The following is a 26,629-nucleotide window of genomic DNA, read 5'->3' as shown; positions in this document are numbered from 1 at the left end:
GCAGACCGGCCACGCGCCGATGCCCTGCGAGTGCAGCACATTCTCGGCCACGCGGATCTGCTCCTCACGGCTCGCGCCGGCAGCGGAACCCGCACCACCGTTGGCACGCCAAGTGCTCGGGGTGAACTGCAGACCACCGGAGTAGCCGTTACCGGTGCTGATGCCCCAGTTACCACCGGACTCGCACTGCGCGATCGCGTCCCAGTTCACGCTGTACGCCCTGGCCGGCGCGGGCGCCGGAACCTGGTCGACAGGCGGAGCATCCGGGGCGGGCAGGTTGGGGTCGAAACCAACCGGCGCATCCGGGGCCGGCGGCGCATCCGGGGCCGGCGGCGCATCCGGTGCCGGTGCGGTGGGGTCGAATGCCACGGGCTCGGGCGCCGGCGGCGCGTCGGGAGCCGGGGCGTTCGGGTCAAAACCAGGCGCCACGTTCGGGTCCACACCCGGGACATCCGCATGAGCGATGCCGGTAGTCGGCACGGTCACGAGCGTCCCTGTAATCGCGGCGACGATGAGCGTCTTGCGGACGTTCTTCAACCTATTTCCTTTCGTTGCGCGCGCGCTGAAACCAGCCCACCGAAGTGGGTTGAGGGTTGTGATTGGTGCATAAAATCGCTTCAGGGCGTGCCGTCTCGTTTCGGCACGACAGCGGAGGACTCAATCGTCCGGGGCGGCCGGTGGCCATCACCCGTCGGGGCGACCCACCTTGGCGTCGTCCCCTGTTCCGCTCACACGCGGGTCCGTGGATTCAATTTTTGATCTATTTACCGCGCCCGTTTCTGGGCTAAATGGACCGTACGATAACGATTTGAATTCGTCACCTCGATGATGCGGATATCTCGACCGGATCACGGACTGATCACGAGTCGAATCCAGAATGATCACTGCAGGTCATCAGCGCATTCCGGCACGACGAACAAGGGGCGGTGCGAGCAACGCTTCGTGAGCCGAATCACGCACTAATTGTGAGCTGGGACACCGGATTTCGATATCCGACATGCGAACAAAAACCAGCCTCGCGCAAAGCTTATCGGAGTGACCAGAGCCACAAACAAGTTCGATAGTGACCTAGACCAATTCAGCCGGCCGCAGTGCACTGATCCTCTAGATACCCACTTTTGCAACACTTCTCGCGAAGGCGCCCGAGTTCGAGCGGCATTAGCGCTGACGAGCAATGCCCGTCAAACGCCGTTGTATGCATCGCGTTTAGCGACAATGACCGCATCTACAAGCAAACATCAACCAATAAGGAATGAAGTCCCCAAACGCGTTGGGGCCGCCTCGGATGCCGGGTCAGCGGGCCGAGCGGGCCGGCGCCCGCAGGTCCGACTCGGTGTTCACATTGGTCAACACATCGGTGTCGGCCAGCACGATCTGCTGGGAGTCCGATGCGTCGATCAGCGCACTCATCTTGCGCTGGCCGGCAGCGACCAGCGCATCGATCCGGTCGGCCAGGTCCGTGCGGTACACCGCTGCCAGATAGTGGCTGCGGCCATCCCACGGCATCACCACCTCGGCGTCCGTCTCCGCGGCGAGACGCATCAGGTCGTCGATCAAATCCGCTGTGAGAGAAGGCATGTCGACCGCCGATACGAATGCCCAGCGGGCTCCCGCCTGGGCTGCCGCGCGCAGGCCACGACCGGTTGCCGGCAACGGTCCGAGGCCGCGAAGTTCGTCACGCAGAATTGGCACCGGCAAGGCAGGCAGGGGCTGCCCCGGAGCCGCCACCACGTAGACCGGTGAGCAGCGCTGACCGAGGACGTCGACAACATGCTCGACCAACGTGGTGGAACCACCCGGGACGGTCAGAGTGGCCTTGTCGCGACCCATGCGCCGCGACTCTCCGCCGGCAAGGACCACCCCGGCCAGCGAACCGGCGGCTGCACCCTCGTCAGACACCTGCGCTGCCACCTCAGCCCACGGTCCAGGTGTCGCGCCCGCGCAGCAGCGACTGCAGCGCGGCCTCGTCGGAGGCGCGCGACTTCTGCGCGGCTTCGACCTGCGATCGGGCCGCGTCGTCGTAGGTCGGGCGGCTGATGTCGCGGAAGATGCCCATCACCATGTGGTCGAGGTTCTGGTCCGACAACCGGGACAACGCGAAGGCGTATGCCGAGTCGTCAGTGTGCGCGTCGTGCACCACGATCTCGTCCGCGGGCACGTCTGCGGTCTTGGCGACCTCGAGGCCGAAGCCGGACTTAACCACGCAGAACTCGCCGTTGCCGCCGAAGACGATCGGCTCACCGTGGCTCACCTTGATCACACGCTCTTCCGCACCCTCTTTGCGCAGCGCGTCGAACGAGCCGTCGTTGAAGATCGGGCAGTCCTGCATGATCTCGACCAAGGCGGCACCGCGATGTTGGGCGGCCGCTCGCAGCACCTCGGACAGACCAGCGCGATCGGAGTCCAACGCGCGGCCGACGAACGTCGCTTCGGCGCCCAGCGCCAGCGACACCGGGTTGAACGGATGGTCCAGCGAACCCATGGGCGTCGACTTGGTCACCTTGCCGACCTCGGACGTCGGCGAATACTGACCCTTGGTCAGACCGTAGATCCGGTTATTGAACAGCAGGATGGTGATGTTGACGTTGCGGCGCAACGCGTGGATCAGGTGGTTGCCGCCGATCGACAGCGCGTCACCGTCGCCGGTGACCACCCAGACGGACAGATCTTCACGGGCCAGAGCCAAACCGGTGGCAATAGCCGGTGCGCGGCCGTGAATTGAGTGGAACCCGTAGGTTTCCAGGTAGTAGGGGAAACGGCTGGAGCAGCCGATACCGCTGATGAAGACGATGTTCTCGCGACGCAGCCCGAGTTCGGGCAGGAAGTTGCGGATCGTGTTGAGGATGACGTAGTCACCGCAACCCGGGCACCAGCGCACCTCCTGGTCGCTGGTGAAGTCCTTGCCCTTCTGCGGCTGGTCGGTAGTGGGCACCCCGTCGTTCTTGGTCAATCTGCGATGTGACTCCGGGGTGATACCGAGGTCTGTGCCGATCACGCTAGTCATCTGCGCCGCTCCTCCTCATCGCTACGCTCTGCATCGTCACCGGCGGAAGTCATCTGCGCCGCTCCTCCTCATCGCTACGCTCTGCATCGTCACGCGTCCGCTCCGACCGTTGCCGCGCCCAGCCTGGCGACCATCGCTTTGTCCTGTTCGATCTCGGCCAACGTGCCACCCAAGGCAGCACGGATGATGCGGCCCACTTCGTCGGCGAGGAACGCCAGGCCGTGCACCTTGCTGACCGATTGCACGTTGACCAGGTACTTCGCCCGCAACAGCATCGCGAGTTGGCCGAGGTTCATCTCCGGGCACACCACCTGCGGATAACGCCGCAGCACGTCCCCGAGGTTGGCCGGGAACGGGTTGAGGTAGCGCAGATGGGCGTGGGCCACCTTGACGCCCTTGCGGCGCGCCCGTCGGCAGGCTTCACCGATCGGTCCGTAGGAGCTCCCCCACCCGATCAGGAGCAGCTCGGCGTCGCTGGTGGGATCATCCACCTCGAGATCCGGGACACTGATGCCGTCGATCTTGGCCTGCCGGATCCGGACCATCAGGTCATGGTTGACCGGCTCGTAGGAGATGTCACCAGAACCGTTCGCCGCCTCCAGGCCGCCGATGCGGTGCTCCAGACCCGGCGTTCCGGGCACTGCGAACTGTCGGGCCAAGGTGTCCCGGTGGCGGGCATACGGCTGGAATGGCTCGTCCGGTTTGGCAAAGACGTGCTTGATCGGCTTCAGCGAAGTGACGTCCGGGATGCGCCACGGTTCGGAGCCATTGGCGATGGCGCCGTCGGAGAGCACGATCACCGGGGTGTGGTACGACACCGCGATGCGGACGGCTTCGATAGCTGTCTCGAAACAGTCCGAGGGTGACCGGGGCGCCACCACGGCCACCGGGGACTCACCGTTGCGGCCGAACAGCGCCTGCAACAGGTCGGCCTGCTCGGTTTTGGTCGGCAAACCCGTTGACGGACCGCCGCGCTGCACATCAATCACGATCAGCGGCAGTTCGGTCATCACGCTCAACCCGAGTGCTTCGGACTTCAGCGAAATGCCGGGGCCTGAAGTGCTGGTGACGCCCAGCGCGCCGCCGTACGAGGCGCCGATGGCGGCGCAGATGCCACCGATCTCATCCTCGGCCTGGAAGGTGATGACGTTGAAGTTCTTGTGTTTGGACAGCTCGTGCAGGATGTCCGACGCCGGCGTGATCGGGTAGCTGCCGAGCACTACCTGCTTGTCGGCCAATTGGCCCGCCGCGACGATGCCATAGGCCAGCGCGGTGTTACCGGAGATCTGCCGGTACTCGCCGGCCGGCAGCGAAGCCTTGGACACCTCGTAAGTGGTGCCGAACGCCTCGGTTGTCTCGCCGTAATTCCAGCCCGCTTTGAGGGCCAGCACATTGGCCTCGGCCACATCGGGCTTGCGGACGAATTTCTCCCGGATGAAGTTCTCACTGGTCTGGATCGGACGCCCGTACATCCACGACAGCAGGCCCAGGGCGAACATGTTCTTGGCGCGCTGACCGTCTTTCTTGGTCGCCCCGATCGCTTCGACGGCGCCGAGAGTGAGCGTGGTCATCGCAACGGAATGCACCACATATTCCTCGAGCTCATCAGTCTCGAGGGGATTGGTGACGTAGCCGACCTTGGTGAGATTGCGCTTGGTGAATTCGTCGGAATTCACGATCACCATGCCCCCGCGCGGCAGGTCGCCGATGTTGGCCTTGAGGGCCGCGGGGTTCATCGCGACCAACACGTCCGGCCGGTCTCCGGCGGTCAGTACGTCGTAGTCGGCGATCTGTATCTGGAAGGACGAGACGCCCGGCAAAGTCCCTGCGGGAGCGCGGATCTCGGCGGGATAGTTGGGCTGCGTGGCCAGGTCGTTGCCCAGCAGCGCCGCGTCTGAGGTGAACCGGTCACCGGTCAGCTGCATGCCGTCGCCGGAGTCCCCGGCGAATCGGATGACGACGTTCTCCAGCCGCTGTCGGCCGACTTGACTTTGAGATCCGTTGTGAGACTCTGTCCCGGCGCCGTTGCCGTTCGGATTCACGCCTCCGCCTTCCATTGGCCCTCCGGACGGGCACTCCGCTGCAGCTCGACGATACGCGCGCCGAAGTGCCATCTCCGCTAACACGTTTTTGCTGTCACCAGCGGTACCAATTATGACACTTTTCTAAGGATGTCTGTTCGACGCCTCAGGCTTATTACCGGCGAGTACGCAGGTAAATGCCGATGTCACGGTGACGCCGGTGGGCGTCAGGAGCAAAACTGTGGTTTTGGTCACTGTACCGGCGAGACGGCGCGCTCCGCCCGCGCACGAGCTACGGCTCGCGCAGGAAGCCGGGGCGTTTAAGCGGTCTTGTCGCGTCGCTCGCTGCGGGACTGCTTGCGCGGCACGATCGTCGGCAACACGTTGTCCTGCACCGTTTCTTTGGTGACGACCACCTTGGCCACGTCGTCGCGGCTCGGGATGTCGTACATCACCGGCAGCAAGACTTCTTCCATGATGGCGCGCAGACCACGGGCGCCGGTGCCGCGATGAATCGCCTGGTCGGCGATGGCCTCGAGGGCGTCGCCGGTGAATTCCAGCTCCACGTTGTCCATCTCGAAGAGCCGCGTGTACTGCTTGACCAACGCGTTCTTCGGCTCGGACAGGATCTTGACCAGGGATTCTTTGTCCAGGTTGGTGACCGACGCGACGACTGGGAGGCGGCCGATGAACTCCGGGATCAGGCCGAACTTGATCAGATCCTCCGGCATCACTTCGGCAAAGTGGTCGGTGGTGTCGATCTCGGCCTTCGAACGCACCTCGGCGCCGAAGCCCAGCCCCCGCTTGCCGACCCGTTCGTAGATGATCTTTTCCAGACCGGCGAAGGCGCCCGCGACGATGAACAGCACGTTGGTGGTGTCGATCTGGATGAACTCCTGGTGCGGGTGCTTGCGGCCGCCCTGCGGCGGCACCGAGGCCTGGGTGCCCTCCAGGATCTTGAGCAGGGCCTGCTGGACGCCCTCGCCGGAAACATCACGGGTGATCGACGGGTTCTCACTCTTGCGAGCGATCTTGTCGACCTCGTCGATGTAGATGATGCCGGTTTCGGCACGCTTGACGTCATAGTCGGCGGCCTGGATGAGCTTGAGCAAGATGTTCTCGACGTCTTCGCCCACGTAACCGGCCTCGGTCAGCGCGGTGGCGTCGGCGATGGCGAACGGCACGTTGAGCATCTTGGCCAGCGTCTGGGCCAGGTAGGTCTTGCCGCAACCGGTCGGACCCAGCATCAGGATGTTGGACTTGGTCAGTTCGACGGGCTCGTAGCGCGAGTCACGGCCCTTTTCGCCAGCCTGGATGCGCTTGTAGTGGTTGTAGACCGCGACCGCCAGCGTCCGCTTAGCGGTGTCCTGCCCGATGACGTAACCCTCGAGGAAGTCGCGGATCTCGATCGGCTTGGGCAATTCGTCGAGCTTCACATCGTCAGCGTCGGCGAGTTCCTCTTCGATGATCTCGTTGCACAGGTCGATGCACTCGTCACAGATGTACACACCGGGGCCCGCAATGAGTTTCTTGACTTGCTTCTGGCTCTTTCCGCAGAACGAGCACTTCAGCAAGTCACCGCCGTCTCCGATGCGCGCCATGATGCTTCAGGGCCTACTTCCTGTGTCGCCGTATCGTCTTGCCTGCCGCGTGTTCCCCACGACGCTACCCGTTTGTTCCGGCTCGCCGCGACCGTTAACGCCGAATAGCTTGCTTGGGATTCACTGGATGATCGCGCTTCTCGTGTGCAAGCAACATATCGCCCGTCGGGGTCCGTCACTCGACGAGACGCGCTTTACGTGTCTCTGGCGTGTCGCGGTCGTTACGCCACCGACGCTCAGAGTGCCGGCGGTCAGGCGTTCTGCGCGGAAAGTTTCCGGTACTCCAGCACCGTGTCGATGATGCCGTAATCCTTGGCGTCCTCGGCGGTGAGGATCTTGTCCCGGTCGGTGTCCTTGCGAATCACCTCGGCATCCTTGCCGGTGTGGCGGGCCAGCGTGGTCTCCATCAGCGTGCGCATCCGCTCGATCTCGGCGGCCTGGATCTCCAGGTCGGAGAACTGCCCCTGGATCACGCCGGACAGCGACGGCTGGTGGATCAGCACCCGCGCGTTGGGCAGCGCCATCCGCTTACCGGGTGTGCCGGCAGCCAGCAGCACCGCGGCCGCAGACGCGGCTTGACCCAGGCACACGGTCTGGATGTCGGCCCGCACGTACTGCATCGTGTCGTAGATCGCCATCAGCGAGGTGAACCCGCCACCGGGCGAGTTGATGTACATGGTGATATCGCGGTCGGGGTCCAACGATTCCAGCACCAGCAGCTGCGCCATGATGTCGTTGGCCGACGCGTCGTCGACCTGGACGCCGAGGAAGATGATGCGTTCCTCGAACAGCTTGTTGTACGGGTTGGATTCCTTGACGCCGAAGCTGGAGTGCTCGATGAACGACGGCAGGATGTAGCGCGCCTGCGGCTGGATCTGGGGATTCATTATGCGTCTCCGTTGATGTGTGCGGCGCGGGTGATGATGTGGTCGACAAAGCCGTATTCCAGGGCTTCCTGGGCGGTGAACCAGCGGTCGCGATCTGAGTCGGCCTCGATGCGTTCGATGGACTGACCGGTGAACTCGGCGTTGAGGCGGAACATCTCTTTCTTGATGACGGCGAACTGCTCAGCCTGGATGGCGATGTCGGCCGCGCTGCCGGTGACTCCACCGAGGGGCTGGTGCATCAGGATGCGGGCGTGCGGCAACGCGTACCGCTTACCCTTGGTACCTGCTGCCAGCAGGAACTCCCCCATCGAGGCGGCCATGCCCATCGCGTAGGTCGCGATGTCGCAGGGCGCCAGAACCATCGTGTCGTAGATGGCCATGCCGGCGCTGATCGAGCCGCCCGGCGAGTTGATGTAGAGGTTGATGTCCTTGTCGCCGTCCTCGGCGGCGAGCAGCAGAATCTGCGCGCACAACCGGTTGGCGACCTCGTCGTTCACCTCCGAGCCCAGGAAGATGATGCGCTCGGAGAGCAAGCGCTCATAGACGGAGTCCGTGAGGTTGAGACCCACCGAGTTCGATCGCATGTCAGTCACTTTTCCCACCGCGGGGACACCTGCTTTCTTTGTTGCTTGTTGCACCGACACTAACGAACCCGACCCGCCCCATGACTACCTGAAACGGGCGCGTTCGCTCACAGCGTCATGTGGTGGATTCGTCGCTCTTCTCGGCGTCGTCCGCTGCCGATGTTTTTTCGTCGGCGTCTTCGTCGGACTCCGCCGGCTCGACCTGGTCGACACTCCCTGGCTCATGGTCGTGATCATGGTCGTGATCGTCATGGTCATGGTCATGGTCGTGGCCCGCGTGCCGCTTGCCGAAGAAGTCACTGGTGTCGATGGCATTGCCGGCGTTATCGGTGACCGTCGCCTTCTCGATCACCGCGCCGATCGCCAGACCGCGCCGCACGTCGGCGAACATGGCGGCCAACTGGTTGTTCTCCTGCAGGTAGGCGAACAACTGCTGTGGCTCAATGCCGTATTGGCGCGAGGTCAGCACCAGCCGTTCGGTCAGGTCCTCCTGACCGACCTGGACGTCGAGTTCGTCGGCGATGGCGTCCAGCAGCAGCTGACGCTTCACGTTCTTCTCGGCGGCGGCACGGGCTTCGGCGTCGAACTCCGCACGTGAGGAGCCCTGCTGCTCGAGCACCTCGGCGAACTTGGCCTCGTCCTGGTTCAGGCCGCTCATCGCGGCGTGCACGGTCTCGTCGATCTGGGATCGCACCACCGCATCCGGCACCGGCACGTCGACCTGCTCGAGCAGCGCGTCCAGGGCGGCTTCGCGGATCTGGTCGGCCTGCTGCGCGCGCTTGGTGTTGCGCACCTGCTCGCGGAGGCTCTCGCGCAGCTCCTCGATCGTGTCGAACTCGCTGGCCAACTGGGCGAACTCGTCGTCGGGCTCGGGCAGTTCGCGTTCCTTGATCGACCGCACGGTGACGGTGACCTCAGCGTCCTGACCGGCATGCTCCCCGGTCGCCAGCTTGGCGGTGAACGTCTTGGACTCGTCGACACCCAGGCCGATCACCGCGTTGTCCAGCCCGGCGATGAGTCGACCCGAGCCGACCTCGTGGGAGAGTCCCTCGGCCGCGGCGCCCGGCACGTCCTCACCGTCGACGGTCGCCGACAAGTCGATTGAAACGAAGTCCTCCATCAATACCGTCCGGTCCACGCCGGTCAGGGTGCCGAACCGGGCGCGCAGCGAGTCGAGTTCGGCCTCGACCTCCTCGTCGGTCACCTCGATGGGGTCGACGGAGACCGTGAGCGCATCCAGGTCGGGGATCTCCAGCTTGGGACGGACGTCGACCTCGGCGAAGAACTGCAGTTCCTCGCCGTACTCCTTATGGGTCACCTGGATGTTGGGGCGGCCGATGGGTTGCACATCGGATTCGGTGAGCGCCTGGCCGTAGCGGCTGGGCACGGCCTCCTCGATGACCTGGTCGAGCAGCGCCTCGCGTCCGAAGCGCGCCTCGAGCAACCGCGCCGGAGCCTTGCCGGGGCGGAAGCCCGGCAGCCGGACCTGCTTGGCCAGCTCCTTATAGGCCCGCTGGAAATCTGGCTCGAGCTCGGTGAACGGCACCTCCACATTGATGCGAACCCGGGTGGGGCTCAACTGCTTGACGGTGCTCTTCACGGGCGTGCTCCTCGATGTGTTCGTTTCGGCGCGCGGCAGTGCGCTTGTGGACGTGGTCGGGGTGACAGGATTTGAACCTGCGGCCTTCCGCTCCCAAAGCGGATGCGCTACCAAGCTGCGCTACACCCCGCGGTGACCACGAAATCCTACGGCCCGGTCACACCGGCCACGCAGCGACCTCAGACCTCACGGAGCGGTCACGTGACAGCGTCGATTAGATTTGATCTCCGCCACCACGTATCGTCTCGCTCGACTAATACATGCGGGCGTAGCTCAATGGTAGAGCCCTAGTCTTCCAAACTAGCTACGCGGGTTCGATTCCCGTCGCCCGCTCTGGGCGTATATTTTGCTCAACGGAAAGGCGCCATGAGCGACGTCGAAAGCGTCAGCAACGTGAGCATTCAAGGCTCGTGCGCGCCGAAATTCCAGGGCGTCCGCGAGGCATTCGAGCGCAATTTCGTGCTGCGCCACGAAGTAGGGGCCGCGGTCGCGGTCTGGGTCGACGGCGACCTGGTCGTCAATCTGTGGGGCGGTTCCGCCGACGCCGCCGGCACCCGTCCGTGGCAGGAGGACACCCTCACCACGGTGCTCTCCGGCACCAAGGGTCTGACGTCCACCTGCGTCCACCAACTCGCCGACCGGGGTGAATTGGACCTGCAGGCGCCGGTGGCCCGCTACTGGCCCGAGTTCGGGCAGGCCGGCAAGCAAGACATCACGCTGGCGATGGTGCTGAGCCACCGATCCGGGGTGATCGGGCCGCGTACCCGGTTGACCACCGAGCAGTTGCTCGATTGGGACTTCGTCTGCGAGCAACTCGCCGTCGCCGAACCGTGGTGGCGGCCGGGCACCGCGCAGGGCTACCACATGACGACCTACGGCTTCATCGTCGGTGAGGTGTTTCGTCGCGTCACCGGCCGTACGGTCGGCCAGTATCTGCGGACCGAAATCGCCGAACCGATCGGCGCCGAGATCCACATCGGTCTGTCGCCGAGCGAGCAGCTGCGCTGCGCCGACCGGGTGAACAAACCCACCGGCCGCCAACTGCTGGCCGAACTGCACGCCCCCGGCTACCCGACCAGCCTCGCCGAGCACCCCAAGGCCGGCATGGCGATCTCGATGGGCTTCCTCGCCGATGACGACCTGGACACCGAGAACCTGCAGCTGTGGCGGCAGCTCGAGTTCCCCGGCACCAACGGCCAGGTGTCCGCGTTGGGGATGGCCACCTTCTACAACGCGCTGGCCCAGGAGAAGCTGCTCAGCCGCGAACACATGGACCTGGTCCGGGAATGCCAGGGCGGATTCGAACCCGACCTGGTGCTGGGTCCCCGCGTCGCCGACCACGGCTGGGGTCTGGGCTACATGCTCAACCAGCGCTGCATCAACGGGCCCAACCCGAAGATGTTCGGCCACGGCGGGTTGGGTGGTTCGTTCGCGTTCGTCGACCTGGAACACCGGATCGGCTACGGCTACGTGTCGAATCGCTTCGATGCCAGCAAGGCCAACGCCGACCCGCGCAGTGTCGCCCTGAGCAACGAGGTCTATCGGGCGCTCGGGGTCATCCCGAGCTGAGCAGGGCCACCGCGTCGAGACGGTATTCAGGACGCCACATTCGCCGCGGAGACGCGCTGAGTTCAGTCTCGGCGCCACCACTACAGGCTCGAGGCCTAAGGTCGCTGAGGTGGTGAGTCAGGTCTGGCAATTCGGGCACCAGAACAGATTTCGGCCCTCCAGCACTTCAGTGCGCACCGTTTCCCCACACACCCGGCACGGGTCGCCGGCTCGCCGGTATACATAGGTGCGCGGCCGGCCGCGTCTGTACGAGGGCGCGCCGTGATCGTGTTCCGGGCGGACCACAACGATCTTGCCGCGACGCAACCCGACCTTCATCAGCGCCATCAGATCGGTCCATGCGGTGCTGAACTCGGGCTCGGAGATGTCCACGCCCGGTCGGTGCGGGTCGATGTTGTGCCGGAACAGCAACTCGTTGCGGTAGACGTTGCCCACCCCGGCGATGACGGTCTGGTCCATCAGAAGCGCACCGATTGGCCTGCGAGACTTACTGATTCGCGCCCAGGGCCGGGCCGGGTCGGCGTCGGCGCGCAACGGGTCGGGACCCAGCCGGGCGACTACTTCGTCGACCTGGCTCTCGTCGAGTAGCTCACACACCGTCGGGCCGCGCAGATCGGTGCCGTACTGTGCCCCGACCATGCGCATCCGCACCTGTCCGACCGGTTCTGGAACGGTGCCGTCCTCGGGTCGTTGCCATTCGGTGAAGGCACCGTAGAGCCCGAGGTGCACGTGCACCACCGGGCCACCGGCGTAATGGTGGAACAGGTGCTTACCCCAGGCGCTGGCACGGCGCAACACCCGACCGTTGACCACTGCGGCGGCGTCGTCGAACCGGCCCTGCGGGCTCGACACCGCCACCGGCGCACCGGCGAACCGGCGTTGGTGCAACCGGGCCAGCCGGTGCAGGGTATGCCCTTCGGGCACTGCTCACTCTCCGGCGCCGGGCACCGGAGGCGCTTCGTGTGTGCGTTCGTAGGCGGCGAGAATGTCGATACGGCGTTGGTGGCGTTCAGCTTTCGACCACGGCGCGGACAGGAAGGCGTCGACGATGGCCAGGGCCTCGTCGACGGTGTGCATGCGCCCACCGATACCGATCAACTGCGCGTTGTTGTGCTCGCGGGCCAGCGTTGCGGTCTCCACACTCCACGCCAGGGCGCAGCGCGCGCCGGGCACTTTGTTGGCGGCGATCTGTTCGCCGTTGCCCGACCCACCCAGCACGATGCCGAGGCTTTCCGGGTCGGCAACCGTGCGTGCCGCCGCAGCTATGCAGAATCCGGGGTAGTCGTCCTCGGCGTCATAGCTGAACGCGCCGCAGTCGATCGGCTCGTGGCCGGTCTTCTTCAGGTGCTCGATGATTTGCTGCTTGAGCTCGAATCCGGCGTGGTCGGATCCCAAGTAGACGCGCATGCCGGACATTGTGCCCGACGTCCCAGCACCGGCAGCAGCGAACCGGCACCGCCGCCCGCCGAGTGTGCACTCGGTGGGAGGTCAGTCGAATTCGGGAGCCTCGGTACGACTTCGCTTGAGCTCGAAGAAGTGGGGGTAGGCCGCAAACGTCACCGACGCGTCCCAGAGCTTGCCGGCCTCCTCGCCGCGCGGGATCTTCGACATCACCGGCCCGAAGAACGCGCTCCCGTTGACGTGGATCGTCGGAGTACCGACGTCGAGTCCCACCGGGTCCATGCCGGCGTGATGGCTCTTGCGCAACGCTTCGTCGTAGGCGTCGTCGGAGGCCGCCTGCGCCAACTCGGCGGGCAGGCCGGCATCGACCAACGCCAGTTTGACGACTTCGTCGAGATCTGTGTTGCCCTCGTTGTGAATTCGGGTGCCCATCGCGGTGTAGAGCGGTTCCAACACCTTCGCGCCGTGCGCCTGCTCGGCGGCGATCGCCACCCGCACCGGTCCCCAGGCCTTCGACATCTTCTCCCGGTAGTCGTCGGGCAGACCTTCCCGGTCTTCGTTGAGCACCGCAAGGCTCATGACGTGGAACTGCACCTCGATATCGCGGACCTTCTCCACCTCGAGGATCCAGCGTGAGGTGATCCAGCACCACGGACACAGCGGATCGAACCAGAAATCGGCTTTCGACTTTTCAGGCATTGCTGCGGTCCTCTCCTCGGCAGTGGGTCCGCTCAGACACAACCGCAACCGCGGGCGGACTGTTCCCGCCGCCGCGAACCCCGCGATGTCAGCCGATATGTTGGAACGCGTGGCCCTACCCAACCTCACCCGCGACCAGGCGGTCGAACGCGCCGCCCTGGTCACCGTGCACAGCTACCGCATCAACCTCGACGTCACCGACGGGGCGGGGGCTCCCGGCTCCCGCACGTTCCGCTCCCACACCACCGTGGCGTTCGACGCGCTCGCCGGCGCCGACACAGTCATCGACATCGCCGCCGACAAGCTCCACAGCGCCACCCTCAACGGCCGGGACATCGACGTCTCCGGCTACGACGAATCGACCGGGATCCCGCTGCAAGGCCTGGCCGACCGCAACGTCGTGGTGGTCGACGCCGACTGCCGTTATTCCAACACCGGCGAGGGACTGCACCGCTTCGTCGACCCCGTCGACGACGAGACGTATCTCTACTCGCAGTTCGAAACCGCCGACGCCAAACGCATGTTCGCCTGCTTCGACCAACCGGACCTCAAAGCCACCTTCGACATCCAGGTGACCGCACCCGAGCACTGGAAGGTGGTCTCCAACGCTGCGACAGTGTCGGTCGAGAACGGCGTGCACACCTTCGCTACGACGCCGCGGATGAGCACCTACCTGGTTGCTCTGGTCGCCGGGCCGTACGCCGTGTGGAACGACAACTACACCGACGAGCATGGTGACATCCCGTTGGGCATCTACTGTCGGGCGTCGCTGGCGCCCTACATGGACGCCGAGCGGTTGTTCACCGAGACCAAACAAGGATTCGGGTTCTACCACAACAACTTTGGCCTACCCTACGCATTCGGCAAGTACGACCAGTTGTTCGTGCCCGAATTCAACGCCGGCGCAATGGAAAACGCCGGCGCGGTGACATTCCTGGAGGATTACGTCTTCCGCAGCAAGGTCACCCGCGCATCCTATGAACGACGCGCGGAGACGGTGCTGCACGAGATGGCGCACATGTGGTTCGGCGATCTGGTCACCATGACCTGGTGGGATGATCTGTGGCTCAACGAATCCTTCGCCACCTTCGCCTCGGTGTTGTGCCAGGCGGAGTCCACCGAATACACCCAGGCGTGGACGACCTTCGCAACGGTGGAGAAGTCGTGGGCGTACCGGCAGGACCAGCTGCCTTCGACGCACCCGATCGCCGCCGACATTCCGGACCTGCACGCGGTCGAAGTGAACTTCGACGGCATCACCTACGCCAAGGGCGCTTCGGTGCTCAAGCAACTGGTCGCTTATGTGGGCTTGGAGGGCTTCCTGGCCGGCCTGCGTGACTACTTCCAGACCTACGCCTTCGGCAATGCCACCTTCAGCGATCTCGTCGCCGCGTTGGAGAAGGCATCGGGACGTGACCTGTCCGACTGGGGACAGCAGTGGTTGAAGACCACCGGATTGAACACCCTGCGGGCCGATTTCGACGTCGATGACGAGGGCACGTTCACCCGGTTCGCAGTCGCGCAGAGCGGCGCGGCACCCGGCGCGGGCGAAACCCGGGTGCACCGACTGGCCATCGGGATCTACGACGACGATGGTTCCGGGAAATTGGTGCGCGTGCATCGGGAGGAGATCGACGTCGAGGGTTCGACGACGGAAGTCCCTGCGCTGGTTGGTGTTTCGCGAGGAAAGTTGATCCTGGTCAACGACGACGACCTCACCTACTGCTCGTTGCGGCTCGACCCGGAGTCGCTGCAGACCGCACTCGACCGCATCGCCGACATCGCCGAACCGCTCCCCCGGTCGCTGGCGTGGTCGGCAGCGTGGGAGATGACCCGCGACGCCGAACTACGCGCGCGCGATTTCGTGGCGCTGGTGTCCGGCGGCATCCAGGCCGAGACCGAGGTCACCGTGTTGCAGCGGCTGCTGTTGCAGGCCCAGACCGCGGTGGGGTCCTACGCCGAGCCGGGCTGGGCGCGCGAGCACGGCTGGCCGCAGCTCGCCGACCGGTTGCTGGAGTTGGCGCGCGGCGCCGAGCCCGGCTCCGACCATCAGCTCGCCTTCGTCAACGCCCTGCTGTCCTCGGTGTTGTCGCCGCGGCATGTGGAAGTGCTGACCGGCCTGCTCGACGGCGATCCCGCCGAGCAGGGGCTGGCAGGTCTGGACGTCGACACCGACCTGCGCTGGCGGGTGGTGGTCGCGCTGGCCACCGCGGGCGTGATCGACGCCGACGGGCCCGAGACGCCGCGGATCGACGCCGAGGTGCGCAACGACCCGACTGCGGCCGGCAAACGGCACGGTGCGCAGGCATCGGCCGCGCGCCCGCAACTCGCCGTCAAGGAACAGGCGTTCACCGCGGTGGTCGAGGACGACACCCTGGCCAATGCCGTCAGCCGCGCCATGATCGCGGGCATCAGTGCGCCGGGACAGAGTGAGCTGCTCAAGCCGTTCACCGAGCGCTATTTCGCGGTCATCGCCGGCGTCTGGGCCCGGCGATCCAGCGAGGTCGCGCAGTCGGTGGTGATCGGCCTGTACCCCCACCAGGACATCAGCGAGGAGGCGATCGCCGCCGCCGACGAGTTCCTGTCCGACCCGCAGGTGCCACCGGCGCTGCGCAGGCTGGTGCTGGAAGGGCAGGCCGCGGTGCAGCGGTCACTACGCGCGCGCAACTTCGACAGCGGCGGCGACTAGGGCATCGGGCCCTAGGCCGGCGAAATCCCGGCGCTGAGCACGCGGATTGCGCTGACCAGTCCGTCGATCAGATGCCCCTGTTCGAAGGCCGACGACGCAGCGGCGACCCCGAGCGGCGCAGCGGACTCCGCGCCCCGACCACGCACCGCCGACCCGTAAACCACTTCGATGGCGCTCTGGTCCGGGGACACGGCGAGCAGCACCGCGTTGTTGGGCGTCGGCACCTTGGCCAGAATCTCGCGCGCGCGGGCGGCAGTGTCGCTGCCCAAGTCACCGAGATAGATGGCGAACCGCGCCTTGGACGCCCGCGACGCGTATTTCAGCGCATCGTCCACGGCGACCAAATCGCTGATCGGGAACGGGTAGTGCACGGAGAGCTCACCGGGCTGGGTGACTCCGGACAGACGTCCGCTGCTGGTGACCACCCAGCCTCTCGGCAGATCGGCCGGGTCTATCGTCGCAACTTCACCATGTGCCACTTGCGCCACCTCCTACCGAGAACTCCGACCCGTGTCCGCCGTGGCCGCCGCCGACAGCCTCGTCGGTGGCCGCCCACAGGATCGGGGCGTGGGTCCACTTCTCCGACATGTCATAGGTTGCCGGGTGCGGTCCCTTGCGGGTCATGTACACCAACAGCAGCAGACCCGCCAGCACCAGCGGGATCCCGAGGAACATCAGGTGCAACTCCATAGCGTTCACGAGGCAAACGCTATCCCACCCGAGTCGGATACGGCACACCTGGCGGCCGGGAAATCAGGCCGCGCCCTCACCCAGGTACCGCGCCCAGTGGGGGTCCAGCTCCTTGACTGTGGACAACAGCCGCCAGTGCTGTCCCGTCGGCGGCAGCGGCGCCCGCCGCAACGACCAGCCGAGTTCGGTGAGTAACTTGTCGCCCTTGCGGTGATTGCAGGTGGCGCAGCAAGCGACGCAGTTCTCCCAGGAGTGGTCACCGCCGCGACTGCGGGGCACTACGTGGTCGATGGTGTCCGCCTTCGCCCCGCAGTATGCACAGCAGAACCGGTCTCGATGCATCAGCGCCGCGCGCGTCATCGGAACCCGGGCGCGGTACGGCACCCGGACGTAGGAGCGCAGCTGGATCACCGATGGCACCGCGATCGCCCTGGTAGCGGAGTGAATGACCGGGCCGGCCGGGTCGGCGTGCACCACGTCGGCCTTGCCGCACATCACCATCACGATGGCGCGGCGCAACGGCAGGGCGGTGAGGGGCTCGTAGGTGGAGTTCAGCAGCAGCACCCGACGGCGATTCCAGACCGATGCGCTCTCCACCCGCGTGGGCGGATGAGACGGTGAATCGACGCTGTGCAGACATGACGCGGTGGCTGGCCCGGTTCCATTTGCCGTGCTGCCGACACCTCGGTGGCCACGACGTTTGTTGCGCTGCGCCATAAATCCTCCGCCGACAGTCCACCATGATTTGCTGCCGATCGCACGACATTTGTTCCGGCTACGTCGTGTCGATCCGGTGAACACCGGGGCGGTAGCTGCGCCGCACTGTGGCGGTGGGCCCACAATGGAGGGCGATGGAACAAGCAACCGAGTCTTTCTACGACGCCGTCGGCGGGGCGGAGACGTTCGACGCGATCGTGGCGCGCTTCTACGAACAGGTCGCCGACGACGAGATCCTGCGGCCGTTGTATCCCGAGGAGGACCTGACCGGCGCCGAGGAGCGCCTGCGCATGTTCCTCGAGCAGTATTGGGGCGGCCCACGCACCTACTCCGACCGACGCGGACATCCCCGGTTGCGGATGCGGCACATGCCGTTCCGCATCACGCCGATAGAGCGCGACGCCTGGTTGCGGTGCATGCACACCGCGGTCGCGTCCATCGATTCGCAGACCCTGGACGACGAGCACCGGCGCCAGTTGCTGCAGTACCTGGAGATGGCCGCCCACTCGTTGGTCAACTCCGCGTTCTGATGACCGCTCAACAGGACTGGTGGCGCTCCGCGGTCTTCTACCAGGTGTATCCCCGCTCGTTCGCCGACAGCGATGGCGACGGCGTCGGCGACCTCGACGGTCTGACCGACCGGCTGGAACATCTGGAACAACTTGGCGTGCAAGCGATTTGGATCAACCCGGTCACCGTCTCGCCGATGGCCGACCACGGCTACGACGTCGCCGATCCCCGCGACATCGACCCGCTGTTCGGCGGGATGGCCGCCTTCGAGCGACTGATCGCCGCCGCGCACGCCCGTGGCATCAAAGTCACTATGGACGTGGTGCCCAACCACAGCAGCTCCCAGCATCCGTGGTTCCAGGCCGCGCTGGTTGCCGGTCCCGGCACCGAGGCACGTGACCGCTACTTTTTCCGCGACGGTCGCGGACCTGATGGGCTGCTGCCGCCCAACAACTGGGAATCGGTGTTCGGCGGACCGGCCTGGACGCGGGTGATCGAGCCGGACGGCAATCCCGGCCAGTGGTATCTGCACCTGTTCGACACCGAACAGCCGGACCTGAACTGGGATAACCCGGAGATCTCCGACGACTTCGAGAAAACGTTGCGGTTCTGGCTGGAGCGCGGTGTCGACGGGTTCCGCATCGACGTGGCGCACGGGATGGCCAAGCCCGCGGGGCTGCCGGACTCACCCGACGTGACCGAGGTGCTGCGTCACACCGACGACGACCCGCGGTTCAACCGGCCCAACGTGCACGCCATCCACCGCGACATCCGCAAGGTCATCGACGACTATCCGGGGGCGGTCACCGTCGGCGAGGTGTGGGTGCACGACAACGCCCAGTGGGCGCAGTACCTGCGCCCCGACGAACTACACCTCGGCTTCAACTTCCGGCTCACCCGTACCGGCTTCGACAGCACCGAGATCCGCGATGCGATACAGAACTCGCTGGACGCCGCCGCATTGGAAAACGCCACCCCGACCTGGACGCTGTCCAACCATGACGTCGGCCGCGAGGTCAGCCGGTACGGCGACGGCGAAGTCGGACTGCGCCGCGCCAAGGCCATGGCGATGGTGATGCTCGCGCTGCCCGGCGCGGTGTTCCTCTACAACGGCGAAGAGCTCGGGCTGCCCGACGTGGACCTGCCCGACGAGGTGCTGCAGGACCCGACCTGGGAACGTTCCGGGCACACCGAGCGTGGCCGTGACCGCTGCCGGGTGCCGCTGCCCTGGTCGGGCGAGGTCCCCCCGTTCGGGTTCTCCACCAATCCCGACACCTGGTTGCCGATTCCGGCGGACTGGGCGGGGCTGACCGTGGAAAAGCAGCTCGCCGATGCCGGGTCGACGTTGATGTTCTTCCGGCAAGCGCTCCGATTACGTAGGGAGCATGGTGAATTCGACGGCGCAGAGGTCTGGTGGCGGCCTGCTCCCAAGGACGCGGTGGTGTTCGCGCGTCCCGGCGGGTTGGTGTGCGCGCTGAATGCCGGCGAACTCCCGATCGCGCTGCCCCCGGGGGACGTCATTCTCACCAGCGCCCCGCTGACCGAAGGCCGGTTGCCACCGGACAGCACGGCCTGGGTGCTTGGTTAGCCGTTTCGCGATTCGGTGCCCGCTGCTCTATATCTGATGCATGGCGCCCTACGCGTGGACAGTGATCGGAGCCGGCGCCGCCGGAATCGCCGCGGTGGGACGACTACTTGATCAGGGCATCGGGCCGGAGCAGATCGCCTGGATCGATCCCGCCTTTGCGGCGGGTGATCTGGGCGGCAAATGGCGTTCCGTCTCGAGCAACACCATCGCCGGGACGTTCCTGGAGTACCTGAACGGCTCGTCGGCGTTCCGGTTTTCCGAAGCGCCGCCGTGTCCGCTGCGAGAGGTCGACCCGGCAGAGACCTGCGCCCTTGCGCTGGTGGCAGATCCGTTGCTGTGGATCACCGGGCAGCTGCGCGACCGGGTGACGAGTTTTCAGTCCACGGCCAAGGCGCTGTGGTTGGCGAACCGGCGCTGGCGAGTCGACACCGAGGACGCCGAAATCGTCTCCGACAACGTGATTCTCGCGGTGGGTGCCGTCCCGAAGACGCTGAATTATCCGCAGCTCGAGGAGATTCCGGTGGACGTCGCGCTCGATCCGGAGAAACTCGCGCAGGTGACGTTGGACGGCGCGACCGTCGCCGTGTTCGGTTCGTCGCACTCGTCGATGATCGTGTTGCCGCATCTGCTGCGCCGGCCGGTGGCAAAAGTAATCAACTTCTACCGCGGTCCACTCAAATACGCGGTTTATCTTGATGATTGGATTCTCTTCGACGACACCGGCCTCAAGGGCCGGGCAGCGGAGTGGGCCCGCGAGAACATCGACGGCCGGTACCCCGACCGGTTGGAGCGGTGCTGGGTTTCCAGCGCCGAGTTCGACGAGAAACTCGCCGAATGTGACCGCGTCGTCTACACCGTGGGATTCCAGCGCAGGACGCTACCCGAGACCCCGCAGTGGGGCCCGTTGGACTACAACCCTCAGAACGGGATCCTCGCGCCCGGACTCTTCGGGCTGGGCATCGCGTTCCCGGAATACGCCGAGGACCCTTACGGCTACGGTCAATATCGAGTGGGGCTGAAGAAGTTCATGGACTACCTCAACTCCGTGCTGCCGCTGTGGATGGTCTACCGCACGTGAGTAGGCAGGCCGATAAAATCGGCCTGATTGATGCGCCCGGTCAGTTCAGCATCAGCGCGGCATGGGCGCGCCGCCGGTAGACCGAACCGAACCGCGCGTCGATCCGCAGCCACGACGGCGACACCCGGACCCGGATCATCTCGCCGGCGTCGATCGTTTCGGCCGACTGGGCCACGAAACCCATCGCAGTCAAAGCGAATACGCTGCGCATCGGCAGTCCGACGACGACATCGCCGGAGCTGACTTCGATGACTTCCTGGTCGAGCAGCGACACCGGGGGGCCGTGGGCACTACCCTGCTCCCGGGCCAGTTGGGCACCGTCGCGCGCCAGGTCCACCACGACGCGCGCCGGTATGTCCTCGAGGTGGGTGAAGCCTGACTCCGGCGGTAACCCCCCGCGCCAGGCGGAGTCCATCGCGAAGCCGGGGTCCACGAAGCCCGTCGCGTCCACATTGGCCAGACCGCGCGCCAGCGCGTCAGCGCCGACAGACATGTCGTCGGGACGTACCCTGCCGGCTACCACCCGGCTGGCCAGCACATCGAAACCCGTTGCCACCCAAGCCGTCAGCAGTCCCGGCGAGCGGGCACGGATGCGGATGACCGCGGCGTCGTCCAGGCGCAGTGCATGATCGACAAAGGTGGCCAGATCCGCGCGGTGGGCGGCCAACCCGTCCGGGTCAAGCCACAGCCCCCGCTCGCGCACGCCTTCTAGTCCCTGAGCCACCGCTGCAGATACTCCCGATGGTGAGGTGTCAGGCGCACCAGGCGCTGCTCCTCGATGTGCACTGCGGCGAGTTGCGACTCGGCGATCACGGCGGGTTTGGATTCCGGGTCGGCATTGACCGAACGAACCTCGTAGCCCAGGGTGAAGTCCACCGCGCGCAGCCGCTTGGTCCAGATGGTGACCTGCAGCGGCGAATCCACCAGCCGCAATTGATCTTTGTAGGTAACCCGCACGTCAGCGATCAGCAGACCGATGGTGGTGATGTCGGCGCCGAACGGCTCACGCAGGAACGGCACCCGCGACTCTTCGAGAATCGTGACCATGGTGGCGTGGTTGACATGCTGGTACATGTCGATGTCCGACCACCGCACCGGTACCGGCGCGACGTATCCGATGCTCACCCTGACGATCCCCGTCCGCTGGTCCGTGTCATGCGCCGGATCTGACGGGCCGCCACCGACAGCGTCGCAAGATCCTTGGCACCGCTCTGCTGAATCTCGTCGAGCGTCCGCCGCGCCCGATCCACCCGCGAGGCGCTGATGTGCTCCCACTCGGCGATCTTCTCTTCACCGCTCTCCCCGGGCTCCCCCACTGCCAGCACGTCGAAACACAGCGACCGCAACGAGGCGTAGATGTCGTCGCGAATCGCCAAGCGCGCCAAGGAGTGCCAGCGATCGTTGCGCTCCAGCTCGGAAACCGCGGTCAGCAGTGAGTCGGTGCCCAGGTGGTCCATCAATGCGAAATAGGTGTCGGCGACGTCGGCGGTCTCGATCTCGGTGATATCGGCGATGTCGATGATGTCGAGCAGGCTGTAGCGGTACAGGCCGACCGCGACCCGGTAGGCCAGGTCCGGTGGTGCGCCGAGCGCGGTGAATTCCGCCGCTTCCTTCTCGACGATGGCCTTGTCGTCGCCGCGCAACCACTCCGACATGCGCGGTGTCAGCGCCTTCACCTTGGCGGCGAAACGGTTGATCTCGGCCCCGACGGCTAGCGGCTGCGGCCGGTAGTTGAGCAACCAACGTCCGGCCCGGTCGATAAGCCGCCGGGTGTCCAGGGTGAGGCGGTCGGACAGTGCGACGGGCAGGTTGGCCGCGCGGATCCGCCGCCACACGTGGCCCACGCCGAAGATGGCGTCGGTGGCTGCGTAGGTGCGCACCGCGTCGAGCGGACCGACACCCACGTCCTCGGTGATCCGGAACGCATACGTGATGCCCGCGGTGTCCACCAGGTCGTTGATCAGCATCGTGGTCACGATCTCGCGGCGCAGTTGGTGCGTGCGGATTTCCGGAGTGAACCGGTCCCGCAGCGGCTTCGGGAAGTACTGCGGCAGCCGCGAGGCGAACACATCCTGGTCCGGCAGCTCGGTTTTCAGCACCTGCTCCTTGAGCGCGAGCTTGACGTGCGCCATCAACGTCGCGAGTTCGGGCGAGGTCAGACCGATGTGGGCCTCCGCGCGCCGTAGGATCTCTTTCTCCGACGGCAGCGCTTCCAGTTCCCGGTTCACACCGCGTTCGGCTACCAAGTACTTGATCTGGTCGGCGTGCACCGGCAACAGGCTGGCCGCGTTGGCCCTGCTGGTGCCCATCAGATCGTTCTGGTCCTCGTTGTCGGTGAGAACCAGGCGGGCGACCTCGTCGGTCATCGATTCCAGCAGCGCGGTGCGCTCCTCGGGTTTGACCTTGCCCGCGGTGACCAGCGAGTCGATCAGGATCTTGATATTGACCTCATGGTCGGAGCAGTCGACGCCGGCGGAGTTGTCCATCGCATCGGTGTTGATGCGACCACCCGAGAGGTCGAACTCGACGCGGCCCAACGCCGTCACCCCGAGGTTGCCACCCTCGCCGACCACCTTGGCGCGCACCTGGTTGGCATTGACGCGCACCGGGTCGTTGGCGCGGTCACCAACGTCGGCGTCGGATTCCGATTCGGCCTTGATGTAGGTGCCGATACCGCCGTTGAACAGCAGGTCGACCGGCGCCTGCAGAATCGCCCGGATCAAATTGGGGGGCGACATCTCGGCGACCTCGCCCTCGATGCCGAGCGCCGCGCGCACCTGGGCGCTGACCGGGATCGCCTTCTGATCGCGGCTGTACACGCCGCCGCCCTCGCTGATCAGCGAGACGTCGTAGTCCTCCCAGCTGGACCGGGGCAGGTCGAACATCCTGGCGCGCTCGGCCCACGACGTCGCGGCGTCGGGGTCGGGGTCCAAGAACACGTGCCGGTGATCGAAGGCGGCGATCAGCCTGATGTGCTTGCTCAGCAGCATGCCGTTGCCGAACACATCGCCACTCATGTCGCCGACCCCGACGACGGTGAAGTCCTGGGTCTGGGTGTCTACCCCGATTTCCCGGAAGTGGCGCTTGACGGCTTCCCAGGCGCCGCGGGCGGTGATGCCCATCGCCTTGTGGTCGTAGCCGACCGATCCGCCCGAGGCGAACGCGTCACCGAGCCAGAATCCGTAGGACTTGGCGACGTCGTTGGCGATGTCGGAGAAGGTGGCGGTGCCCTTGTCGGCGGCCACCACGAGGTAGGCGTCGTCGCCGTCGCGGCGGACCACTTCGGCCGGGGGGTTCACCGCACCGGTCAGCTGGTCCACGTTGTCGGTGACGTCGAGCAGCCCGGAGATGAACAGCTGGTAGCAGGCCACACCCTCGGCGCGGGTGGCGTCGCGGTCGGCGGCAGCGTCCCCGGTGGGCAACGGTGCCCGCTTGAGCACGAACCCGCCTTTCGCCCCGACCGGCACGATGACGGCGTTTTTCACTGCTTGTGCCTTGACCAGGCCGAGGATCTCGGTGCGGAAGTCGTCGCGACGGTCCGACCAGCGCAGCCCGCCGCGCGCGACCGGGCCGAACCGCAGATGCACGCCTTCGACACGGGGCGAGTAGACGAAGATCTCGTATTTCGGTCGCGGCAGCGGGAGTTCGTCGAGCAGCTGAGCATCGAGCTTGAGCGCCAACACGTTCCGGCTGCGCGCCGAACCTTCGCGCGTCACAAAGTAATTGGTGCGCAGCGTGGCCTGCACCAGCGAGGCGAACGCGCGCAGGATGCGGTCGGTGTCCAGGCTCACCAGTGCGTCGATGTCCGCGGCGACGGCGGCGGCCGCGGTCTGTGCGTCCCGGCCCGACGGCGATGCCGGCGACGGGTCGAAGAGCGCCTCGAACAACGCCACCAGAGACGTTGCGGTAGATGCGTGTTCGTTCAGGACCGATTCGATGTAGGACTGGCTGTAGGGAAAGTTCGCCTGCCGCAGGTACTTGGCGTAGGCGCGCAGCAGTACAACCTGCTGCCAGGTCAGTCCGGCACGCATGACCAGTTCGTTGAACCGGTCGATCTCAACGCGCCCGTGCCAGATTGCGGTGACCGCGTCGGCGAACCGTCGGGCGGTCGCTTCGCGCTCGGCCGCACTGGAAGCCGGCCGGATGGTGGGGTGCGGCGAGATCTTGAACTGATAGATCCACACCGGCAGCCCGTCGCGCCGGGTCACGGTGAACGGCCGTTCTTCGAGCACCACCACACCCATGCTCTGCAACATCGGCAGCAATTGACTTAGCGAGGCGCTGCGCCCGCCCAGGAACCAGGTCAGTTGGGCCAGTCCCTGTTCGTCGCCGTCGGCGAAGACCAACTTGACTGTGTCATCGGCCAGTTCGTTGATGACCGCGATGTCGTCGATGGCCTGGGCCGGGGTGACGGCCTGCTTGTAGGCCTCAGAGAAGGCCGCGGCGTAATGCTCGGCATCGGCGGATTCGACGGCGCTCTCCGGCAGCGCGGCCGCCGCAGCGATCAGACGGTCCGACCAGGTTCGGGCGGCCTCGCTGAGCAGCGCCTGGATTCGGGTGCGGTTGGCTTCGGAGACGTCGACCGGCGCGAGACCGCCGTCGGCGTCACCCTGTGGCAGCCGCACCATGAAATGCATGAGCGCCCAGGGCGATTCACTGACCCGGGCGGTGAATTCCAGTCGGGTACCGCCGAATTCGCGGACCAGGATGTCCTCAATCTGCAGCCGCACCGGCGTGGTGTAGCGGTCGCGCGGCACGTAGACCAGGCACGAGACGAAGAACTGTAGCCGGTCCGCGCGCAGGAACAGCAGGGCACGCCGTTGCGACCCCATGTCGACGACGGCTTTGGCCATGGTGAGCAACCGGTGGGCGCTCAGGGTGAACAACTCGGGCCGCGGAACGGTCTGGATGACGTCGAGCAGCAACTGGCCCGGGTGGCTCGGGTCGCTGCCGGCCAGGGTGAGCGCGTCGCGGACCCGATGCGAGATCATCGGGATCTCCAGGACGTCGGCGTTCATGGCGGCCACCGTGAACAACCCGACGAAGCGGTGCTCGATCGCGCCGTCGTCGACGTTTTCGCGGACGGCGATCGCGTACGGGTAGGCGCCGTACCGCAGGTAGCTGCCGACCGAAGCCTGCGCCAGCACGAGCAGCTTGTCGTCGTCGGTGAGGCGCGGCCGGGTGCCGCTGCGGGCGCGCAACACGCCCAACCCGCTGGAGCCGTCGCCGATGACCAGACCGTCCTGCACCCGGCACGGCTGGTAGCCCAACAGCAGGAAGTTGCCGTCGTCCAGCCAGCGCAGCAATTCGGCGACCTCGTGGCGGTCGGGCGCCGCATAGTGCCCTTCGGGGTCCTCGTCGACGGTCGTGGCCAGCTCGCTCAGCGTCGCGATCATCGCCGTCGCATCGGTGGCGACCCGCTGCACATCGGCGAGCACCTTCGGCAGCAGCCGTTCCACTTCGGCGAGAGCTTTGCGGTCGACGGACGACGAGAGTTGCACGTGGATCCAGGCCTCGCCGACGTAGGGCGATTTGTCCTGCGACTTCGCCTGGATACCGAGCAGTTCTCCGGTCGGGCTGCGCTGCACCTCGAACACTGGGGTCATGATCGCCGTGTAGAACACGCCTAGCCGGTGCAGCAGCACCGTCACCGAGTCCATCAGCATGCTGCCGTGCTCGGTGACCACCTGCAGCGCCGGACCGAAGCCGCCCGAGTCATCCACGGGGTAGACGGCGACCCGGCTTTCCCCCGGCGGGCGGAGACGACCGAGCCGGTAATGGGCAGCCAGCAGTGCCGGTGTCACCGCCAGCGCGGGCGCCGACCCGGGTTGAGATCCGTCTTCCTGCGATCCCCGGTAGCTGTCGGTGTAGGCCTTGACTATCCAGTCAGGGATGTCTGCGTCCTGCGTGAATGAGGTCCACGCCGCGACGTCCTCCTTGGCTCCGGGATCGATCGTCATTCCGATTGCTCCCCACTCGTGACGGACCCAA

General features: G+C 65.8%; 22 protein-coding genes and 2 tRNA genes. 6 read left to right on the top strand and 18 right to left on the bottom strand.

Annotation, left to right across the window (positions count from 1 at the left end; all coding sequences use genetic code 11):
- From AC5Y6Y_RS22150 to AC5Y6Y_RS22110, 9 genes are all read right to left on the bottom strand, one after another.
- Nucleotides 1-537, bottom strand: a 537-nt coding sequence (locus AC5Y6Y_RS22150; RefSeq protein WP_499930310.1) for a transglycosylase family protein, incomplete at its 3' end; no start/stop codon positions are given.
- A 756-nt stretch (nucleotides 538-1,293) separates the two neighbouring features.
- The gene (gene mobA, locus AC5Y6Y_RS22145) at nucleotides 1,294-1,899 is read right to left on the bottom strand and encodes a molybdenum cofactor guanylyltransferase (protein WP_463824861.1); all 606 of its coding nucleotides are present in this window, start codon (nucleotides 1,897-1,899) and stop codon (nucleotides 1,294-1,296) included.
- A 13-nt stretch (nucleotides 1,900-1,912) separates the two neighbouring features.
- The gene (locus AC5Y6Y_RS22140; RefSeq protein WP_463824862.1) at nucleotides 1,913-3,004 is read right to left on the bottom strand and encodes a 2-oxoacid:ferredoxin oxidoreductase subunit beta; all 1,092 of its coding nucleotides are present in this window, start codon (nucleotides 3,002-3,004) and stop codon (nucleotides 1,913-1,915) included.
- 89 nt (nucleotides 3,005-3,093) lie between these two features.
- Nucleotides 3,094-5,046: a 2-oxoacid:acceptor oxidoreductase subunit alpha gene (locus AC5Y6Y_RS22135; protein ID WP_499925905.1), complete on the bottom strand. Its 1,953-nt coding sequence runs from the start codon at nucleotides 5,044-5,046 to the stop codon at nucleotides 3,094-3,096.
- 299 nt (nucleotides 5,047-5,345) lie between these two features.
- A complete protein-coding gene (gene clpX, locus AC5Y6Y_RS22130) occupies nucleotides 5,346-6,626 on the bottom strand; it encodes an ATP-dependent Clp protease ATP-binding subunit ClpX (RefSeq protein ID WP_463824864.1) in 1,281 nt (426 codons plus the stop codon).
- Nucleotides 6,627-6,877: 251 nt separating this feature from the next.
- Nucleotides 6,878-7,513, bottom strand: coding sequence for an ATP-dependent CLP protease proteolytic subunit ClpP2 (gene clpP2, locus AC5Y6Y_RS22125; RefSeq protein ID WP_463824865.1), 636 nt, complete (start codon nucleotides 7,511-7,513; stop codon nucleotides 6,878-6,880).
- Nucleotides 7,513-8,115, bottom strand: coding sequence for an ATP-dependent Clp protease proteolytic subunit (locus AC5Y6Y_RS22120; RefSeq protein ID WP_463824866.1), 603 nt, complete (start codon nucleotides 8,113-8,115; stop codon nucleotides 7,513-7,515). Before AC5Y6Y_RS22120 ends, clpP2 begins: the two co-directional genes overlap by 1 nt.
- A 97-nt stretch (nucleotides 8,116-8,212) precedes the next feature.
- Nucleotides 8,213-9,697, bottom strand: a complete 1,485-nt coding sequence (tig, locus tag AC5Y6Y_RS22115) for a trigger factor (protein WP_499930309.1) — start codon at nucleotides 9,695-9,697, stop codon at nucleotides 8,213-8,215.
- A gap of 53 nt (nucleotides 9,698-9,750) precedes the next feature.
- A tRNA-Pro gene (locus AC5Y6Y_RS22110) sits at nucleotides 9,751-9,827 on the bottom strand.
- A gap of 132 nt (nucleotides 9,828-9,959) precedes the next feature.
- On the opposite strand from AC5Y6Y_RS22110, the gene AC5Y6Y_RS22105 reads away from it, so the two are divergent.
- Nucleotides 9,960-10,030: transfer RNA gene (locus tag AC5Y6Y_RS22105), tRNA-Gly, on the top strand.
- Between the two features lie 33 nt (nucleotides 10,031-10,063).
- On the top strand, nucleotides 10,064-11,266 hold the full coding sequence (locus AC5Y6Y_RS22100) for a serine hydrolase domain-containing protein (RefSeq protein ID WP_499930308.1): 1,203 nt from the start codon (nucleotides 10,064-10,066) through the stop codon (nucleotides 11,264-11,266).
- Between the two features lie 117 nt (nucleotides 11,267-11,383).
- Here the strand turns inward: AC5Y6Y_RS22100 and AC5Y6Y_RS22095 are convergent, their stop codons facing one another.
- From AC5Y6Y_RS22095 to AC5Y6Y_RS22085, 3 genes are all read right to left on the bottom strand, one after another.
- Nucleotides 11,384-12,190 (bottom strand): Fpg/Nei family DNA glycosylase, encoded by an 807-nt coding sequence (locus AC5Y6Y_RS22095; RefSeq protein ID WP_499930307.1) that lies wholly within the window; start codon nucleotides 12,188-12,190, stop codon nucleotides 11,384-11,386.
- Nucleotides 12,191-12,193: 3 nt separating this feature from the next.
- Nucleotides 12,194-12,673, bottom strand: coding sequence for a ribose-5-phosphate isomerase (locus tag AC5Y6Y_RS22090; RefSeq protein ID WP_463824871.1), 480 nt, complete (start codon nucleotides 12,671-12,673; stop codon nucleotides 12,194-12,196).
- Nucleotides 12,674-12,754: 81 nt separating this feature from the next.
- Nucleotides 12,755-13,366: a mycothiol-dependent nitroreductase Rv2466c family protein gene (locus AC5Y6Y_RS22085; RefSeq protein WP_499930306.1), complete on the bottom strand. Its 612-nt coding sequence runs from the start codon at nucleotides 13,364-13,366 to the stop codon at nucleotides 12,755-12,757.
- Between the two features lie 109 nt (nucleotides 13,367-13,475).
- On the opposite strand from AC5Y6Y_RS22085, the gene pepN reads away from it, so the two are divergent.
- Nucleotides 13,476-16,055, top strand: coding sequence for an aminopeptidase N (pepN, locus tag AC5Y6Y_RS22080; protein ID WP_463824873.1), 2,580 nt, complete (start codon nucleotides 13,476-13,478; stop codon nucleotides 16,053-16,055).
- 11 nt (nucleotides 16,056-16,066) lie between these two features.
- Here the strand turns inward: pepN and AC5Y6Y_RS22075 are convergent, their stop codons facing one another.
- From AC5Y6Y_RS22075 to AC5Y6Y_RS22065, 3 genes are all read right to left on the bottom strand, one after another.
- Entirely contained in the window at nucleotides 16,067-16,534 is a 468-nt protein-coding gene (locus AC5Y6Y_RS22075; RefSeq protein ID WP_463824874.1) for a DUF5130 domain-containing protein, read from the bottom strand.
- Nucleotides 16,521-16,745 carry an aa3-type cytochrome oxidase subunit CtaJ gene (gene ctaJ, locus AC5Y6Y_RS22070; RefSeq protein ID WP_463824947.1) on the bottom strand — a complete coding sequence of 75 codons (225 nt, stop codon included), beginning with the start codon at nucleotides 16,743-16,745 and terminating at the stop codon, nucleotides 16,521-16,523. The genes AC5Y6Y_RS22075 and ctaJ overlap by 14 nt, the downstream gene beginning before the upstream one ends.
- Before the next feature lie 63 nt (nucleotides 16,746-16,808).
- Nucleotides 16,809-17,462 carry an HNH endonuclease gene (locus tag AC5Y6Y_RS22065; RefSeq protein WP_463824875.1) on the bottom strand — a complete coding sequence of 218 codons (654 nt, stop codon included), beginning with the start codon at nucleotides 17,460-17,462 and terminating at the stop codon, nucleotides 16,809-16,811.
- A 134-nt stretch (nucleotides 17,463-17,596) separates the two neighbouring features.
- Here AC5Y6Y_RS22065 and AC5Y6Y_RS22060 point away from each other — a divergent pair, with 134 nt between their 5' ends.
- From AC5Y6Y_RS22060 to AC5Y6Y_RS22050, 3 genes are all read left to right on the top strand, one after another.
- The gene (locus AC5Y6Y_RS22060; protein ID WP_463824876.1) at nucleotides 17,597-17,992 is read left to right on the top strand and encodes a globin; all 396 of its coding nucleotides are present in this window, start codon (nucleotides 17,597-17,599) and stop codon (nucleotides 17,990-17,992) included.
- Entirely contained in the window at nucleotides 17,992-19,560 is a 1,569-nt protein-coding gene (locus AC5Y6Y_RS22055) for a glycoside hydrolase family 13 protein (protein ID WP_499930305.1), read from the top strand. The genes AC5Y6Y_RS22060 and AC5Y6Y_RS22055 overlap by 1 nt, the downstream gene beginning before the upstream one ends.
- A gap of 61 nt (nucleotides 19,561-19,621) precedes the next feature.
- Nucleotides 19,622-20,638: a pyridine nucleotide-disulfide oxidoreductase gene (locus tag AC5Y6Y_RS22050; protein WP_499930314.1), complete on the top strand. Its 1,017-nt coding sequence runs from the start codon at nucleotides 19,622-19,624 to the stop codon at nucleotides 20,636-20,638.
- Nucleotides 20,639-20,678: 40 nt separating this feature from the next.
- Here the strand turns inward: AC5Y6Y_RS22050 and AC5Y6Y_RS22045 are convergent, their stop codons facing one another.
- The 3 genes from AC5Y6Y_RS22045 to AC5Y6Y_RS22035 are packed head-to-tail and all read right to left on the bottom strand — an operon-like array spanning nucleotide 20,679 to nucleotide 26,598.
- Nucleotides 20,679-21,341, bottom strand: coding sequence for a DUF8010 domain-containing protein (locus AC5Y6Y_RS22045; RefSeq protein ID WP_463824949.1), 663 nt, complete (start codon nucleotides 21,339-21,341; stop codon nucleotides 20,679-20,681).
- A 5-nt stretch (nucleotides 21,342-21,346) separates the two neighbouring features.
- Nucleotides 21,347-21,763 (bottom strand): acyl-CoA thioesterase, encoded by a 417-nt coding sequence (locus tag AC5Y6Y_RS22040; protein WP_463824878.1) that lies wholly within the window; start codon nucleotides 21,761-21,763, stop codon nucleotides 21,347-21,349.
- Nucleotides 21,760-26,598: an NAD-glutamate dehydrogenase gene (locus AC5Y6Y_RS22035; protein ID WP_499930304.1), complete on the bottom strand. Its 4,839-nt coding sequence runs from the start codon at nucleotides 26,596-26,598 to the stop codon at nucleotides 21,760-21,762. The genes AC5Y6Y_RS22040 and AC5Y6Y_RS22035 overlap by 4 nt, the downstream gene beginning before the upstream one ends.
- Between the last annotated feature and the right edge of the window lie 31 nt (nucleotides 26,599-26,629).

It is taken from the genome of Mycobacterium sp. NGS24 (assembly GCF_059813065.1).
This window is presented reverse-complemented; position numbering and strand designations above follow the sequence as displayed.

Excerpts from the sequence above, each read along its gene's own strand:
- AC5Y6Y_RS22085 (WP_499930306.1), bottom strand. The coding sequence starts at position 13,366 with ATGCCTGAAAAGTCGAAAGCCGATTTCTGGTTCGATCCGCTGTGTCCG.
- AC5Y6Y_RS22055 (WP_499930305.1), top strand. The coding sequence starts at position 17,992 with ATGACCGCTCAACAGGACTGGTGGCGCTCCGCGGTCTTCTACCAGGTG.
- clpX (WP_463824864.1), bottom strand. The coding sequence starts at position 6,626 with ATGGCGCGCATCGGAGACGGCGGTGACTTGCTGAAGTGCTCGTTCTGC.
- AC5Y6Y_RS22065 (WP_463824875.1), bottom strand. The coding sequence starts at position 17,462 with ATGGCGCAGCGCAACAAACGTCGTGGCCACCGAGGTGTCGGCAGCACG.
- AC5Y6Y_RS22090 (WP_463824871.1), bottom strand. The coding sequence starts at position 12,673 with ATGCGCGTCTACTTGGGATCCGACCACGCCGGATTCGAGCTCAAGCAG.
- AC5Y6Y_RS22035 (WP_499930304.1), bottom strand. The coding sequence starts at position 26,598 with ATGACGATCGATCCCGGAGCCAAGGAGGACGTCGCGGCGTGGACCTCA.
- AC5Y6Y_RS22140 (WP_463824862.1), bottom strand. The coding sequence starts at position 3,004 with ATGACTAGCGTGATCGGCACAGACCTCGGTATCACCCCGGAGTCACAT.
- AC5Y6Y_RS22100 (WP_499930308.1), top strand. The coding sequence starts at position 10,064 with ATGAGCGACGTCGAAAGCGTCAGCAACGTGAGCATTCAAGGCTCGTGC.
- clpP2 (WP_463824865.1), bottom strand. The coding sequence starts at position 7,513 with ATGAATCCCCAGATCCAGCCGCAGGCGCGCTACATCCTGCCGTCGTTC.
- ctaJ (WP_463824947.1), bottom strand. The coding sequence starts at position 16,745 with ATGGAGTTGCACCTGATGTTCCTCGGGATCCCGCTGGTGCTGGCGGGT.
- AC5Y6Y_RS22060 (WP_463824876.1), top strand. The coding sequence starts at position 17,597 with ATGGAACAAGCAACCGAGTCTTTCTACGACGCCGTCGGCGGGGCGGAG.